This is a genomic window from Cobetia sp. MM1IDA2H-1, assembly GCF_002916775.2.
GTDB lineage: Bacteria > Pseudomonadota > Gammaproteobacteria > Pseudomonadales > Halomonadaceae > Cobetia > Cobetia marina.
On the sequence record NZ_CM133225.1, the window covers coordinates 707963 to 723209 of the forward strand.

The 15247-nt window shown below is 64.2% G+C and carries 13 protein-coding genes; 4 read left to right on the forward strand and 9 right to left on the reverse strand.

Going from position 1 to position 15247, the window contains the following annotated elements; all coding sequences use genetic code 11:
* Positions 1-4 precede the first annotated feature (4 nt).
* Together BOH68_RS02995 and BOH68_RS03000 are read left to right on the forward strand one after the other, a co-directional pair.
* A complete protein-coding gene (locus BOH68_RS02995; RefSeq protein ID WP_077373062.1) occupies positions 5-559 on the forward strand; it encodes a zinc ribbon-containing protein in 555 nt (184 codons plus the stop codon).
* The gene (locus BOH68_RS03000; protein WP_077371387.1) at positions 559-1773 is read left to right on the forward strand and encodes a tetratricopeptide repeat protein; all 1215 of its coding nucleotides are present in this window, start codon (positions 559-561) and stop codon (positions 1771-1773) included. The genes BOH68_RS02995 and BOH68_RS03000 overlap by 1 nt, the downstream gene beginning before the upstream one ends.
* A gap of 95 nt (positions 1774-1868) precedes the next feature.
* On the opposite strand, the gene BOH68_RS03005 is transcribed toward BOH68_RS03000, so the two are convergent.
* The 6 genes from BOH68_RS03005 to miaB form a co-directional block, all read right to left on the reverse strand.
* A complete protein-coding gene (locus tag BOH68_RS03005) occupies positions 1869-2621 on the reverse strand; it encodes a YdcF family protein (protein ID WP_077371390.1) in 753 nt (250 codons plus the stop codon).
* 65 nt (positions 2622-2686) lie between these two features.
* The gene (lnt, locus tag BOH68_RS03010) at positions 2687-4216 is read right to left on the reverse strand and encodes an apolipoprotein N-acyltransferase (protein ID WP_077371393.1); all 1530 of its coding nucleotides are present in this window, start codon (positions 4214-4216) and stop codon (positions 2687-2689) included.
* Positions 4217-4303: 87 nt separating this feature from the next.
* On the reverse strand, positions 4304-5212 hold the full coding sequence (locus BOH68_RS03015) for an HlyC/CorC family transporter (RefSeq protein WP_077371396.1): 909 nt from the start codon (positions 5210-5212) through the stop codon (positions 4304-4306).
* A gap of 128 nt (positions 5213-5340) precedes the next feature.
* The gene (gene ybeY / locus BOH68_RS03020) at positions 5341-5955 is read right to left on the reverse strand and encodes an rRNA maturation RNase YbeY (RefSeq protein ID WP_181013916.1); all 615 of its coding nucleotides are present in this window, start codon (positions 5953-5955) and stop codon (positions 5341-5343) included.
* Between the two features lie 122 nt (positions 5956-6077).
* Positions 6078-7211, reverse strand: a complete 1134-nt coding sequence (locus tag BOH68_RS03025) for a PhoH family protein (RefSeq protein ID WP_373996114.1) — start codon at positions 7209-7211, stop codon at positions 6078-6080.
* 201 nt (positions 7212-7412) lie between these two features.
* Positions 7413-8762 carry a tRNA (N6-isopentenyl adenosine(37)-C2)-methylthiotransferase MiaB gene (gene miaB, locus BOH68_RS03030; protein WP_077373068.1) on the reverse strand — a complete coding sequence of 450 codons (1350 nt, stop codon included), beginning with the start codon at positions 8760-8762 and terminating at the stop codon, positions 7413-7415.
* Between the two features lie 810 nt (positions 8763-9572).
* On the opposite strand from miaB, the gene BOH68_RS03035 reads away from it, so the two are divergent.
* Both BOH68_RS03035 and tmpT read left to right on the forward strand, forming a co-directional pair.
* Positions 9573-10259, forward strand: coding sequence for a TIGR04211 family SH3 domain-containing protein (locus BOH68_RS03035; RefSeq protein WP_307722825.1), 687 nt, complete (start codon positions 9573-9575; stop codon positions 10257-10259).
* Positions 10260-10329: 70 nt separating this feature from the next.
* Entirely contained in the window at positions 10330-11013 is a 684-nt protein-coding gene (tmpT, locus tag BOH68_RS03040) for a thiopurine S-methyltransferase (protein WP_077371402.1), read from the forward strand.
* A 139-nt stretch (positions 11014-11152) separates the two neighbouring features.
* On the opposite strand, the gene BOH68_RS03045 is transcribed toward tmpT, so the two are convergent.
* From BOH68_RS03045 to ggt, 3 genes are all read right to left on the reverse strand, one after another.
* A complete protein-coding gene (locus BOH68_RS03045) occupies positions 11153-11755 on the reverse strand; it encodes a YajG family lipoprotein (RefSeq protein ID WP_077371405.1) in 603 nt (200 codons plus the stop codon).
* Between the two features lie 157 nt (positions 11756-11912).
* Positions 11913-13178, reverse strand: a complete 1266-nt coding sequence (locus BOH68_RS03050) for an MFS transporter (protein WP_258038144.1) — start codon at positions 13176-13178, stop codon at positions 11913-11915.
* Positions 13179-13310: 132 nt separating this feature from the next.
* On the reverse strand, positions 13311-14981 hold the full coding sequence (gene ggt, locus BOH68_RS03055) for a gamma-glutamyltransferase (RefSeq protein WP_254696590.1): 1671 nt from the start codon (positions 14979-14981) through the stop codon (positions 13311-13313).
* Positions 14982-15247: the final 266 nt, after the last annotated feature.

Consider the following 15247-nt stretch of genomic DNA (forward strand, 5'->3'; position numbering starts at 1 on the left):
CCCGATGCCCTCCCGCCAGCCGCAGGGCGAAGGGGAAGGACGTCTCGGCGATGCCTATGGGCGAATCCTGACGCGTCTGGAAGACAGCAGCGGCGAGTTGTCCTGGGAAGGGCTCAAGGCCGAGCTGGATGAAGCGGTGAAGTTCGAGGCCGAGGTCGAGGAGTTCACCCGTGACGAGCTGGCGCTGCTGCGTGCCTGGGTCGAGCGGGACATGCAGGAATTCCGTCGCCACCTGGCGGCCGGTGGCGAAGGGGTCGCCAGCTGGCTGGGGATTGATCTCGACGTGCTGTCGCGCAGCGTCAGTTCCGCGCTGATGTCCATCGCGGATCGCACCGTGGTGGACCGCGCGCACTTCGAGGAAGACCTCGAGGCCGCTCGCGCCGACTACACCAGTGGAGAAGTCATCGCGCCGGGGCTGCTGCACTGCGTGCATTGCGAGGCCATCACGACCTTGACGCGCCCCAGCGTACTGGAGCCCTGCCATGCCTGTGGGCACCGTTTCTTCGCACGCGGGGCGCCGCAACCCGCGTCATCAACCGATGCGGACCCCCGGGACTGATGGCGACACCGCACGACTGGTTCCTGCCAGCGCATCAGGAGTGGACGGCAGGGCATCGCGCCCGAGCCGTCCAGTGCATGATCGCGCATTTCAATCAACAGGCTCGCCCGCGTGCCGCGGGCCTCTTCAAGCAGGTGTCCTACTACCTGTTCCTGCTGGGGGATTATCGCGCTGCCGGTCAGATACTCGGCCAGGGTTGTGATGAATGCCCCGAGGATGAAGAAATCGCCCTCAATCGGGTGGTATGCCTGTCGCGGGCGGGTGATGCGTCAGGGGCCATCGCCGCTGGGCAGAGGCTGGTCGATGGAGGAAGCCGCAATCCGGTACTGTTCGATGCATTGGCCTCCTGCTGTGCACGCCTGGGGCGCCATGCTCAGGCACGTGGCTTCGGCAGTCGCGCATTGGAGCTCAAGGATGTCGCGTACGGAGACCAGCCGCTTGCCAAGGACTGGGCATTGCCCTCCAGTGCCCCATCGGCGGTGGCAGCCGGCAAGCGGCGAGTGCTGTCCTATGGTCTCTGGGGCCAGGGGCCGCGTTATCTGAATGGCATGTTGCATAACCTGTTGCTGGCACCGGTGCTCTACCCGGGCTGGCAGGTGCGGCTGTATCACGACGACAGTGTGCCAGAGGATTTTCTGGACATCGCCCGGCAGCTGGACGCCGAGCTGGTGGAACGTCCGAAGACCGACTCACTCAGACAGCGGCTGTGCTGGCGATTTGCGGTCGCGGATGATCCCGGCGTTGGCTATTTCCTGGTGCGGGACTGCGACAGTGTCATCAGTCTTCGCGAGGTACGAGCCGTGCAGATGTGGCTGACTTCCGGGCGCTTCTTCCATGTGATGCGCGATTGGTGGACGCATACCGATCTCGTGCTGGCGGGACTCTGGGGAGGTGTCGCCGGGGTGCTGCCCTCGATGGAGGGGATGCTGGCGGACTGGAGTCCCCGGCAGGTGGAAACCCCGAACATCGATCAATGGTTTCTCAAGGAGCGCGTCTGGCGCTATCTGCGTACCAGCCTCATGAGCCATGACCGCTGTTATTCGCTGAAGGTGAACTCGCGCGCCAGCCTGGCGTTTCCCGATGATGTGCTGGGTGAGCTTCCCGCGGGCAATGCCCATGTCGGATGCGATGAATGGACGCGGGACCCGGCTTTCCAGCGTCGCCAGCTGGGGCCCTGGCTCAGGCAGGCCAGCTGGATGCAGGAGGTCACCTGAGAGCGTGAGCGTGGCAGGGTGGCATTGATGACCAGAGACACGACGGGCTGCCCATGGGCAGCCCGTCGTGTCTCTGGTCGGTGGCCTCGATGCGTCTAGCGACCCACCAGCCAGCCGATCCACTCGTGCAGTGCCCAGCGTGACTGGGTCAGCGCGGAGCTGTTGGGAATCCAGGCATCGATTCCCAGCCCGGAGACGGTGGTGTATCCCACCGGGGCCGGAATGATGGTGCGGAAGCCCTGATTCTGGAAGTTGCGCATCGCGCGCGGCATGTGCCAGGCACTGGTGACCAGCACGATCTTGTTGATGTCGTCTTCCTTGAGCATCTCGCGAGTGTAGCGCGCATTCTGCTGGGTATTCTCGCTGCGGTTCTCAAGCCAGCGCGCCGGGTAATCGAATTCATCGATCAGCGAGCGCTGCATCAGTTCCGCCAGGGTGCCATCGTCCGATGACGAGACCTTGCCGCCGGTCAGCAGGATCGGCAGCTCGGCATTGCGCGCGACCCGCACGCCTTCGTCCAGCCGGCTGAGCGTCTCGCCGTTGATCCGGTCCCGTCCCTGCAGCTCCGGCGCATTGTAGTAACGGCCACCGGACAGCACGACCACCGCCTGAGCCTGAATCCATTCCGCCGGTGCACTGGGCTGAATGCGCTCAAGCCCGGCCATCAGGCGTGTGGAGACGACCGGCGACGCCAGGAGCCACATGCCCAGAATGGCCAGTGCCATCAACGCCCGCGCCAGAGTCGGCCAGCGCTTGAGGATCAGCATGGTCAGGATCAGCAGCAGCAGCGGGCCGCCGGGTGGCAGTATCAGGTCCTTGATGATGCCGAGAAACTCGGTGAAGCCCATGATGGTCTCGCTTGTTCAGAGGCGCTGCCGGGCATCTCCCGGCAGCGGATAGGGGGAGCAGCGTATCAGCTGGACGCCTTCATGCCACGGCGTGCCGCCAGACGTTCACCGATGCCCAGCATCAGGCTCGGTGCCAGCAGCAGGCCCACCAGAATCCATATCGGCAGCAGTCCGAAGCGCATCCAGGGCGTCATGCCCAGCTGCAGGCGGATGTCGCCGGTGACGGTCGCCTCCTCGAACTGCGGGGCGCGGGCAATGATCTCCCCCTGTGGCGAGATGATCGCCGTCACCCCGTTGCTGGTCGCGCGCAGCAGGAAACGTCCGTTTTCCAGTGCGCGAATCTGTGCCATCTGCAGGTGCTGGAGTGGCCCGATGGAGTGACCGAACCAGGTGTCATTGGACACGGTCAGCAGCACGGTCGAGCTCAGCGCCCGCTGGCGAACCAGCTCCGGATAGACGATCTCGTAGCAGATGGCGACCCCGATACGCAGCCCGCTCACGAACAGCGGTTCCTGCTGACTGTCGCCTGATTGCATGCTCGACATCGGCAGGTCTAAGAAGCCGATGATGCCACGCAACCAGCTCTCCAGCGGCACATATTCTCCGAAGGGCACCAGATGTTCCTTGCGATACTGGGCCGAAGGGTCATCGATGGGAATCACGCTGTTGTAGAAGCGGTTGTCGGCGTCGCGCTCGACGATGCCGGTGATCAGCCCGGTCTTGGGAGGCAGCGTCGCCTGGATGCGTTCCAGGAAGGGCTCGGCCTGATCGCGCAGCATCGGCAGTGCGGTTTCCGGCCACACGATCAGGTCGGCATCGTCCTGCACGGCACGGGTCATCGCGGCATAGGTATTGGCCGCGCGTCGCTGGCCCTCGGCGCTCCACTTGATCAGCTGCGGCAGGTTGCCCTGCAGCAGCGCGACGCGTGCCGGCTCTCCGCCGGGATGCGTCCAGCTGGTCGGCAGCAGCAGACCCGCCCCCCACAGCACCACCAATGGCACGAGGGTCAGCCAGCGCCGCCTGAGCGCCAGGTTCCACAGCAACGCACCGGACAGCGCGATGATCAGCGAGACGCCGTAGACCCCGAGTATCGGCACCCAATTGGCCAGCGGCGACCCCACCGCACTGTTGCCCAGCAGCAGCCACGGGAAGCCGGTGAAGGCCCAGGTGCGAAACAGCTCACTGATGACGAAGACGGCAGCGAACGACAGCACGTCCAGCTGGCGTGAGCAGAAGCGTTGCCACAGCCCCATCCACAGCATCGGGAACAGCGCCATGGTGGCGACGAACAGCATCGTCAGCAGCACGGCCAGCGGCATGCCGGTATAGCCGTAGTCATGGATCGAGACATAGACCCAGCTGGCGCCACTGCCGAACAGACCGACGCCATACCACCAGGCGCGCAGGAAGCCACCGCTCGGCATGCGCAGGGCGCCGTAGAGCAGCCCCGCACCCACCGGGCCCAGCCACCATTGCTCGAAGGGGGCGAAACTCAGGGTGATCAAGACACCGGCGATCAGAGCCAGCAGGTGGCCCAGCGCATTGCTCAACGACGACGTGCCCCTGAAGGCCGCCGGGTGAGGTGATTCGGACATGCCGCTCTCCTTGTAAAATGCCAGACACACCGTCGGGCATGTCTGGCATTGTCCTCTATCGATTCAGCCTGGCATCAGCGCCATGCGTCACTCACCGCTGATGTGCGCGCGATGCTCAGCGGAGGGCGGGGCATCACCGGTGGCATCTTCCAGGCGGCAGACCTGCACCTGGCGAATGCGACGGTTGTCGGCATTGAGCACGGTGAAGCGCCAGCCGGCGAAGTCGGTCGACTCCTGGCGACGTGGCATGTGACCGAAGCGCTGGATCATCAGACCGCCGATGGTATCGAACTCTTCATCCGGGAAGTCGGTGGCGAAGTGCTCGTTGAAGTCCTCGATGGTGGTCAGGGCGCTGACGGCGAACTGGCCATCGCCCAGCTCACGGATATCCTCATCCTCATCGGTGTCGTGCTCATCCTCGATGTCGCCGACGATCTGCTCGAGAATGTCCTCGATGGTGATCAGGCCTGCGGTGCCGCCGTATTCATCGATGACCACCGCCATGTGATTGCGGGTCTCGCGGAATTCCTTGAGCAAGCTGTTGAGGCGCTTGGACTCCGGGATGAACATGGCCGGACGGATGGCTTCGCGTAGATCGAAGCGCTTGCGCTCGCTGTCGTTCTGCAGGATCAGCGGCAGCAGGTCCTTGGCCAGCAGGATGCCGAGCACCTCGTCGAGGTTCTCGTCGATGACGGGATAGCGGGAATGCGCCGATTCGAGGATCAGCGGCAGGTACTCCTCAGGACGCTGATCGACCTGGATAGCCTGCATCTGGGAGCGGGGGATCATCACCTCGCGGACTTGCTGGTCACTGATTTCCAGCGCGCCCTCGATGATGGCAATCGCGTCCTGATCGAGATTGAGGCGTGGGCCTACCTCGGTCAGGAACTGAAGCAGCTCACTGCGGGAGCTGGGTTCGTCGGTGTCGCTTGAGAAGGCGCCGAACAGCTTATCGAGCCAGGATTTCGAATGGCTTCCCGATCGGTCTTCGCTCATGCGTTAGTTTCTCTTTTCCTCGGTGGCGATACCCCATCGTCGTGGGGGTATCGGGGCTGCCGGGTGACGCCTGGACGAACCAGGCATTACCCGACGGCGGGTGCTGCCGATGCGAAAGGGCATCGGCATCATTGATTCTCTTCCCGGTAGGGGTCGGCAATGCCCAGCCCTGCCAGCACGTCACGCTCGAGGGCTTCCATATGCTCGGCGTCATCGTCCTCGATATGGTCATAACCTAGCAAGTGCAAGGTGCCATGCACGAGCATATGGGCAAAATGGTCCTCGAGGGACTTGCCCTGAGCGGCCGCTTCCCGCGCCACGACGTGTACGCTGATGACGAGGTCGCCGAGAAAGCGCGAGGCGTCGTCCGCCTCATCCGCGGCCTCATCCTCAGCCGTCATCAGTTCCGGGGTCTGCGGCGCCTCAGCATCCCCCACGCCACCTGACTCCAGCATGACATCGTCGTCAGCGGCGTCGCCCTGAGGCTGGCCGTCGAGGCCGACGTCTTCACCGTCATCGAATCTCGGAGCTTCCTCGGCGAAACGCTCCGCCAGTTCGGCTGGCAGGGCGAAGTCGTCGAGATCCAGTGGCTCATGCGGGAAGGACAGCACATTGGTGGAGGAGTCCTTGCCGCGATAGTCGCGGTTGAGCCCGCGGCTTTCTTCCTCTTCCACCAGGCGCACGGTCAGCTCGTAGGGGGTGTCATCCACCTCGCCGTCACTCTGCAGGGCGTCATCAGCCATGGCCCCTGCCAGCGCCGCGGCCACCCAGGCCTCGAGCTGATGGCTCGCCGGCAACGGCTGGCCATCGATCTCGCTCTCGGTGACAGCGAGTTGCAGGTCCACGACCACGGCAGGTGCCTGGCTCACTGAGCACCCCCATTGCCGGAGGGTCTGTCACTGGACGAGCTGTTCTCGAAGGGCGGCGTGCTGCCCTGGGCATTGAGTGCCGCCATGCGCGCCTCGCGCTCGGCCTGGCGCTTCTCGCGACGCTCGCCTTCCTGCTTCTCTTCCTCGGCCTCGAAGCTGTCGTAGGCTTCGACGATGCGCTGCACCAGCGGGTGACGCACCACGTCCTTGGCGAGGAAGCGGGTGATGCTGATCCCGGGAGTGTCCTTGAGCACTTCCAGCACGTGCGCAAGGCCCGACTGGGTACCACGCGGCAGGTCGACCTGCGAGACATCCCCGGTGATGACGGCGGTGGAGCCGAAACCGATGCGCGTCAGGAACATCTTCATCTGTTCGCGCGTGGTGTTCTGGGACTCATCGAGAATGATGTAGGCATTGTTGAGCGTCCGGCCACGCATGTAGGCCAGCGGGGCGATCTCGATGATCTGGCGCTCGATCATCTTGTTGACGTGCTCGAAGCCGAGCATCTCGTAGAGGGCGTCATAGAGCGGGCGCAGGTAGGGGTCGATCTTCTGGGCCAGATCACCGGGCAGGAAGCCGAGCTTCTCGCCGGCCTCGACCGCCGGGCGCACCAGCAGGATGCGGCGCACTTCCTGATTGTTGAGCGCTTCCACCGCAGCGGCGACGGCCAGATAGGTCTTGCCGGTACCGGCCGGGCCGATGCCGAAGTTGATGTCGTGGTTGCGCATCTCGGTGACGTAACCCTGCTGGTTGAAGCCGCGCGGGCGGACCAGCACCTTGGGAGTACGAATCACCACGTCGCCGTAGCTGACGTCCTGGTCTTCCGCGGCTTCCACCAGTGCCTCGACACCGGATTCCTGCAGGAAGAGATGGACGGTCTCGGCATCGACTTCCCCGGCACCGGTCTCGCGATAGAGGTGCTCCAGCACGTTGGCTGCGGCCTTGACGGCAGCCGAGGGACCGGCGATCTGGAAGTCGTTGCCGCGGTTGCGCAGGGTGACACCGAGTCGGGATTCGATCAGCTTGAGATGCTCGTCGCGCTGACCGGTCAGGCTGGCCAGACGCTGTGGGTCTGCCGGCTCGAGCGTCATGTTGAGAATGCGATTGGCTTGCTGGGGCTGGTGGCTCAAGGCGTCGAATGTCCTGATGCAGGTGAATGCGTGAGTCGCGGTGGGCAAGGAATTCACCTGAGTGAAACCCGGCTGCCACGTCGTTGAGAAGAGCTTAATGCGCGATGGCCGTACAGGGCAATTGTCCTGTACGGCCAACGTGGCTATCCGCTTGATAGTGGGGGCTGATGGCGCCTCGTCAATCCCTGGGGCGACGAGTGATCAATAGCGATAGGGAGAGGCGAGCTCGCCACGCAGCGAATTGGGATAGGCCTCCGTGATCTCGACATCCACCAGGTAGCCGATCAGCTCGGTCGGGTTGGCGGCGCGGAAGTTGACCACGCGATTGTTCTCGGTACGCCCGGACAGCAGGCCCGGATCGCGCGGCGAGAACCCGGAGACCAGAATGCGCTGGGTGGTGCCGACCATCTTGCGCCCGATCTGCATCGCCTGCTGATTGATGCGCTCCTGCAGGATCATCAGGCGCTCCTTCTTCACCTCCTCGGGCGTATCATCCTCGAGGCTGGCCGCCGGGGTGCCGGGGCGTGCCGAGTAGATGAAGCTGAAGGAGTGATCGAAGCCGATCTGGCCGATCAGGTCCATGGTGTCCATGAAGTCCTGATCCGTCTCGCCCGGGAAGCCGACGATGAAGTCGGAAGAGAAGCTGATGTCCGGACGCAGCGCACGGATGCGCTCGAGCTTGTCGATGTAGAGATCACGCTCGTGGCCACGCTTCATCGCCGCCAGAATGCGGTTGGAGCCTGACTGCACCGGCAGGTGCAGGTGGCTGACCAGCTCGGGGATCTCGCCGAAGGCCTCGATCAGCGAGTCCTTGAACTCCAGCGGATGCGAGGTGGTGAAGCGGATGCGGTCGATCCCCTCGACCTGCGCCACGCAGCTGATCAGCTCGGCCAGGTCGATCTCCTCGCCCAGCAGGTTGAGGCCGGCGTAGGCATTGACGTTCTGGCCCAGCAGATTGATTTCGCGCACACCTTGGTCGGCCAGATGGATGACTTCATCCATCACCTTCTCGAAGGGACGGGAGACTTCCTCACCACGGGTGTAGGGCACCACGCAGAAGGTGCAGTACTTGGAGCAGCCTTCCATCACCGAGACGAAGGCGCTGGCGCCGTCGCTCTTGGGTGCGGGCAGGTTGTCGAACTTCTCGATCTCCGGGAAGGTCACGTCGACCACGGAGATCTGCTTGAGGCTCTCGCGACGCGTATTGAGCATCTTCGGCACGCGGTGCAGGGTCTGCGGGCCGAAGACCATGTCCACATGTGGCGCGCGCTTGCGCAGGTTGTCGCCTTCCTGACTGGCCACGCAGCCGCCGACACCGATCACCAGGTCCGGATTCTTCTCCTTGAGCTTCTTCCAGCGTCCCAGCTGATGGAACACCTTCTCCTGCGCCTTCTCGCGGATGGAGCAGGTGTTGAGCAGGATGACGTCTGCCTCGGATTCGTCGCTGGTGACTTCCATCTGGTGCGATTCGCCGAGCAGATCCGCCATGCGCGCGGAGTCATACTCGTTCATCTGGCAGCCGTGGGTCTTGATGAAGAGTTTCTTCGCCATTGCCTTGTGTGAACGCTCTGAGCTGCGCGCCGAACCTTCGTTCACTCCCGGCTCTCGACACCTTGGGTGGCGGAGGGCTTGAGAAGCGGTCAGGAGAAGGGGCGCGACTTGTGATGAATGAGCCCCGAGGCCTGAGCCTGGCGGGAATCGAGGGCGTGGCAGCCTTGAGACGTGATGCTCAATGCGTGCCTGAGCCGAAATCAGGACGGCATAGTATAGGAGTCTGACGGGCATGCGGCCAGCCCTCAGACCATGGCGGCCCCTGCAAGCTCTGGGGTTTCTCATGGAAATGTCGGGGGCGGGACGGGAGTGGCGAGAGGCTTGCACGCATGGCTTCAGGCTGAGGGTGGCTGTGGTATCCTCACGGGCAGATTGGCGACGTCCGCGTGTGATATCCGTCTCAAGCCCGTGTTGCAGGGCAAACAGGCAGCTGTCAATAGCTTGATTTATTGAGGTTTTCATGCCGACAGTGGCGGCACTGGTGCTGGTCAAAAAATAAACGATTTGTTGGCGAGGCAGGCATTTCGCCGTGCGCGGACCTTCCATCGTCACGTTGTCCCAAGACTTATCCACAGAAAGTGTGGATGTCTGATGACAGCGAAATATCTACTACGTCCCAGCGGTATAGTGATGTCAGGCAGGAAGCCTCGCGTCACGCAACCTGTCAGACAGCGCATGGGCAGATCAAGGCATGCCACGGCATGCCGACAAGCGGTCGACGGTGTTCGGCAGATGCGTTCGGAAGCCTCGATTCCGATGCCTGCTCGTCAGCGGCGACCACCGCCCTCAGACACCCATGAAGAACGCGACATGATGCGATCACTCACTCTCAGCACCTTTTCCCTTCGTTCACTCGGCAGCGTGAGCCTGCGCTCATTGCGCCGTGCCTTGCTTGGGCTTGGCGTCACCGGCAGCCTGATGCTGGGACTGTCTGCACCGCTGGCCAATGCCGCGAGCGAGCGTTGGGTCTCTGACAATCTCACCACCTTCGTGCGCAGCGGCCCCACCGATGGTTACCGTATCGTGGGCACGGTGGAGGCCGGGCAGCCGGTCGAGCTGCTCGACGTCCAGAATGACTACAGCAAGATCCGCACCGCCAGCGGTGACGTGGTCTGGCTGCCTTCCGCCGACCTTCAGGACACGCGCAGCGTCAATGCGCGAGTGCCGGCCCTCAGCAGCAAGGTCAAGGAGCTTACGGCCAGGCTCGATGGCATCAATGACGAGTGGGAAACCCGGGTCTCGGACATGAAGGCTGGCCTCGAGACGCGTCAGGCGCGCATCGAGGAGCTGGAAGCCTCCAGCAACAGCCAGTCCGCGGAGCTTGAGCAGGCCCGCAGCAAGATGCGCAAGATGCAGGCGCTGCTGGACACCCAGAAGCAGGACCTGCTGATGCGTTACTTCATGTATGGCGGTGGTGTGGCCGGTGCCGGACTGCTGGTCGGCCTGATCGTGCCGCACCTGCCGCGCCGCAAGAAGAAGCGTCACGGTTTCCTGTAATTCGTGAAGGTCTCCACTCGCCCGAGTGTCGCCGCACTCGGGCATCTCCAGATTCCAGGAGGGCTCTCCCATGTCAGCAGATGACCCCGTGTCAGCGTTGGTGTCAGGCAATGCCCCGGCCAGTGACCCCTGGCTTGCGCGTTGGGCCGAAGGCCGGATCGGGTTTCATCTGCCGGCGCCCCATCCGGCGCTGGAGCGCTGGTGGCCGCGTCTCGACGTCGCGCCCCAGGCCAAGGTGCTGGTGCCGCTGTGTGGCAAGAGTCTGGACATGCGCTGGCTGGCGACTCAGGGGCATCCGGTGCTGGGGATCGAGCTTGCGCGTCAGGCCTGTGAGGCCTTCGTGGCCGAGGGAGTCGGGGATGTCTCGCGCTATCGACTGGATCACTTCGAATGCTTCCGTCAGGGGCCGGTCGAGCTGTGGTGCGGAGACTTCTTCCACTTCCACATCGATCATGTCGATCATCTCGATGCCTTCTATGACCGTGCGGCGTTGATTGCACTGCCCGAGGCGACTCGCCAGCGTTATGCCTTCCATCTGGCTCAGCTGTTGCCGCCCGGCGCTCGCGGCCTGTTGATCAGTCTCGAGCGTGACACGGAACGTGAACAAGGGCCGCCGTTTCATGTCTCGGAGGCGGAGATTCGGCGGCTGTTGGGCGCCAATTTCACGCTGGAGGTGCTGGAGCGCCGTGCGCCGGATGATCGTGGTTTGCGCGAGACGGTCTGGGCGCTGGTGCGCAAGGGGCCCAGAGAGTGATTGACTGATCCACCTCGCCGCGATGCCTGGCGGGTCTGCCTCATCTCGTGAAACGCCACCGCCGCCCATTGGGCGGCGGTGGCGTTTTCGTTGGACGAGCAGGTGGTGCGGGGCTGCTGGACGCGTCTCCCGAGTGGACTTACTGGTCCAGCTGGCGGATCAGGGTGGTGTCCTGGAAGGCGCGTGTCAGGGCATCCCCGATCACCAGAGAGACCAGTTCGGTATTCTTCTCCTGGCTGGGCTTGAGGGCGTAGCCCTGATCACGCGTGGCGGTATAGCTGCCGGTGTAGCGCTGCTTGCCGGAGACCGCGACCGCCTGGATCACTCCGTTGAGTGCCGCGGTGTCGGTGAGCAGACCGCCGCGCTTCACGCCATAGGCCAGCTCGGTCAGCGAGAGGGTCAGTTCGGTGGCACCGGCATTGGCCTGCTCGGCGGTCACCGGCACGAAGCCCATACGGCGCAGGGCGCTGATGGCCTGTGCCTCCAGCTTGGGCGTCAGATCGCCGGTCGGGACCACCAGATAGCTGGAGGCGTTGGTGGCACCATCACGGGTGCCGATGCGCTCAGAGGGTCGCTCGTCGCGCACTTCCACCACCACCTGCTGGCCATGGCCGACCACCCCCATCTCGCCAACCTGCGGGTTGACGTACAGGCGTTGCGGGCTGGTGCCGCAGGCGCTGAGTAGCGCGGTCGTGGCCATCAAGGCCACGCTCATGCAGGTAATACGCAGGTGTCGCATCATCGTTCGGGCTCCCGGGCCGGTGGCCGGTCAACAGTGGAAGGATCACGAGAGCCGGCTGAATGGCAGGCTCCCGGATTGATGGGCGCGAGTATAGGGTCAGATCGCGCCGGGTGAGTAGTGGAAATTCTGGCTCATGGCTGTTCCCGTTCGGCGACGCTCACTGGCCGGGCGGCACCCGGCGCGTCAATGCCAGCAGCCCCAGCAAGGGGCCGGGCAGAATGCTCAGCAGCAACAGGCTGCCCTGTGCGGCGATTAGCGGGGTCAGCAGGGCGATCGAGACCAGTGACAGGCTGAAACCGATGGCATTCATCAAGGCCAGCGCACTGGCCTGCAGCTCGACGGGCGTGCCGCCGGCCGCCAGCGCGGAGAATTGCGGGGAATCGATCACGGCCATCAGACTCCAGAGCGCCAGCAGGCCCAGCAGCAGGCCATAGCCGGCCTCGAGTTGCATGGCACCGACGAACAGCAGGGTGAGGATCATCGAGCCCGCCAATCCCAGGCGCGCGACCCACAGACTCCCGCGGGTGCGCGACAGCCAGCCTCCGACCACGCAACCGGGCCCGCCCACCGCGATCACCATGAAGCTGTGCAGCGCCAGTTGCGTGGCCGAGAGCGAGAGGCCGTTGAGTCTGGCCATGGTCGTCAGCAATAGCGGCACCAATGCCCACAGCGTATAGAGCTCCCACATGTGGCCGAAGTAGCCCAGCGCGCCGCGCACGAAACCGGGATGACGCCAGGCGGCCAGCCCTCGTGTCGCGCGGGCAAGCAAGGATGTCTGCGTCGAGGCAGGCGCTGGTGCGGGCGGGGCGACAGCGGGCAGCAAGGCCACCAGTCCGGCCCCGGCCACGGCCAGCAGCGAGGCCATGCCGATCGCCGCCCCCCAGGGGAGCGAGAAACTGCCACTGAGTTGCAGGGCAGCCAGGCCATGTGGCAGCGAGGTGCCCAGCACCAGCATGCCGACCAGCCAGGCCAGTGCAGCTCCGGCGCGGTCCGGGGCCGTCTGTACCATCAGCTTGAGTCCGATGGGATAGATGCCGGCCAGCGCCAGGCCGGTCAGCACGCGCAGCGCCGAGGCACTCAACAGCCCCGGCGCGAGGATGAGCGCCAGGTTGGTCAGCGCCCCCAGCAGGCACGAAGCCATGAACAGGTGGCGTGCCGCGAAGCGGTCTGCCAGTCCCGCCAGCCCCAGGGTCAGGGTGCCGACGATGAAGCCGCCCTGTACCGAGGAGGTCAGTTGCCCCAGAGCGCCAGCGCTCTCGCCGGCAAAGTTCCAGCTCGCCAGCATTGGCGTCAGCACGGCATTGGGCGTGAACCACAGGCTGGTGCCGAACAGCTGAGCCAGCGCGATGAGGGCGACGGGGTAACGGCTGGCCAGTTGCCGCCAACGGGCATCGGCCGAGGAAAGAGACTTTGAGGAGGACAAGAGAGCACCTGGTTGAGCGCGAGCGACATGAAAACGGGCGACACCGTGGAGTGTCGCCCGTATCGCAGGTCCTGACCAGTCAGGCAGATGACGCATCGCTCAGAGCGTCAGGCGCAGCGCGAGTGGCCTCGCTCAAAGCCCCATGGCCGAGGAGGTGGAGCGGCGCGGGTCGGCACCGCCATAGAAGGTGCCGTCCTGGATCATCACGGACTGGATGGCCCCCATGGCGTCCTTGGTGACGACCTTGTGGCCCATCGCCTCGAGCAGGCGGATGGTGTCCTGACTGATGCCCGCCTCGATGCGGATCTCATCCGGCAGCCACTGGTGGTGGATGCGCGGAGCGCTGACCGCCGACTGGATGTTCATGCCGTGATCGATCACGTTCATCAGCACCTGAAGCGTGGTGGTGATGATGCGCGAGCCGCCGGGGCTGCCGGTGACGAGGAAGTTCTTGCCATCCTTCATCACGATGGTCGGGCTCATGGAGGACAGCATGCGCTTGCCCGGCTCGATCTTGTTGGCGACGCCACCGATCAGACCATAGGCATTCGGCACGCCCGGCTTGGCGGAGAAGTCATCCATCTCGTTGTTGAGCAAAAAGCCTGCGCCATCCACCACGATGCCGGAGCCATAGCTGAAATTGATGGTGTAGGTATTGGAGACGGCCAGGCCATTGCCATCGGCGATCGAGAAGTGGGTGGTCTGATTGGATTCATAGGGCTGCGGCTTGCCGGGCTTGATCTCGCTGGACGGCGTGGCCTGGTTCATGTCGAACTGGCCGCGCAGCTCCTTGGCGTAGTCCTTGGAGGTGATGCCGGCCAGCGGCACATCGACGAAGTCGGTGTCGCCCAGATACTCGGAGCGATCGGCGTAGGCGCGGCGCATCGCCTCGGCCATCACGTGGATGGTGGCGGCGGAATTGAAGCCCATCGCCTGGATGTCGTCACCCTCGAGCATGTTGAGAATCTGGACGATGTGCGCACCGCCGGAGGAGGGCGGGCTCATCGAGAAGATGTCATACCCACGATAGGTGCCATGGACCGGCTCACGGATTTCCGGCTCGTAGGCCTTCAGGTCATCCATCGTCATGATGCCGTCATGGCGATCCATCTCGGCGACGATCAGCCTGGCGGTCTCACCCTCGTAGAACTCGCGCGGGCCATTGGCGGCGATACGCTTGAGCGTCGCGGCCAGTTCCGGCTGCTTGAACAGCTCACCCGCCTCGTAATTGCTGCCGTCTGCCTTGTAGAACACCTTGGCGGTGCTGTCCCACTTGGCGAGGCGGTCCTTGGCATCGCTCAGCCCCTTGGCGAAGCGGGTCGGGATGACGAAACCGTCTTCTGCCAGCTTGATGGCCGGAGCCAGTGCTTGCTCGAGCGTCAGGGTGCCGTAGTCCTCCAATGCCTTGGCAAGACCGGCCACGGTGCCGGGGACGCCCGCAGCGCGATGCGTGAAGCGAGACCACTCGGCCACGGCTTCGCCATTCTCGTCCTGGAACATCGTCTCGCTGGCCGCGGCCGGAGCTTTCTCACGGTAATCGATGGCGACCACCTTGCCGGTCTTCTCATCGGACACCAGCATGAAACCGCCGCCCCCGATGTTGCCGGAGCGGGGTTGGGTCACGGCCAGCGCGAAGCCGGCCACCACGGCGGCATCGACGGCATTGCCGCCTTCCGCCAGAACATCACGTGCGACCTGTGAGGCCAGGTAATGGCTGGTGGCGACCATGCCATGCTTGCCTTCCACCGGATGGAAACGCTCGCCTTCCAGAATCGCGCTGCTGTCCGCGAAGGCGGCCGGCATCGCGGCGGGCAGCAGACCTGCCAGAGGCAGTAGTGCCGCCGCGGCGAAGGTCTTCAGACGCTTGCGTGCTGCACAAGGGGTGTCGAACATGAGTGGTAGTCCCTTTATCGTTATTGGAGTCGCTGCATGGCGTCGGTGACGCGTGCGCCACGTGCTGTCGTGAGTCGCATCGGGAGTGGCTACCCAGACGAACCGTTTTACTATCAGATGCTAATGCACCAATTTCAACCTCGATGACGACGGCGTCCGTCGCGCAGAGGGGAACG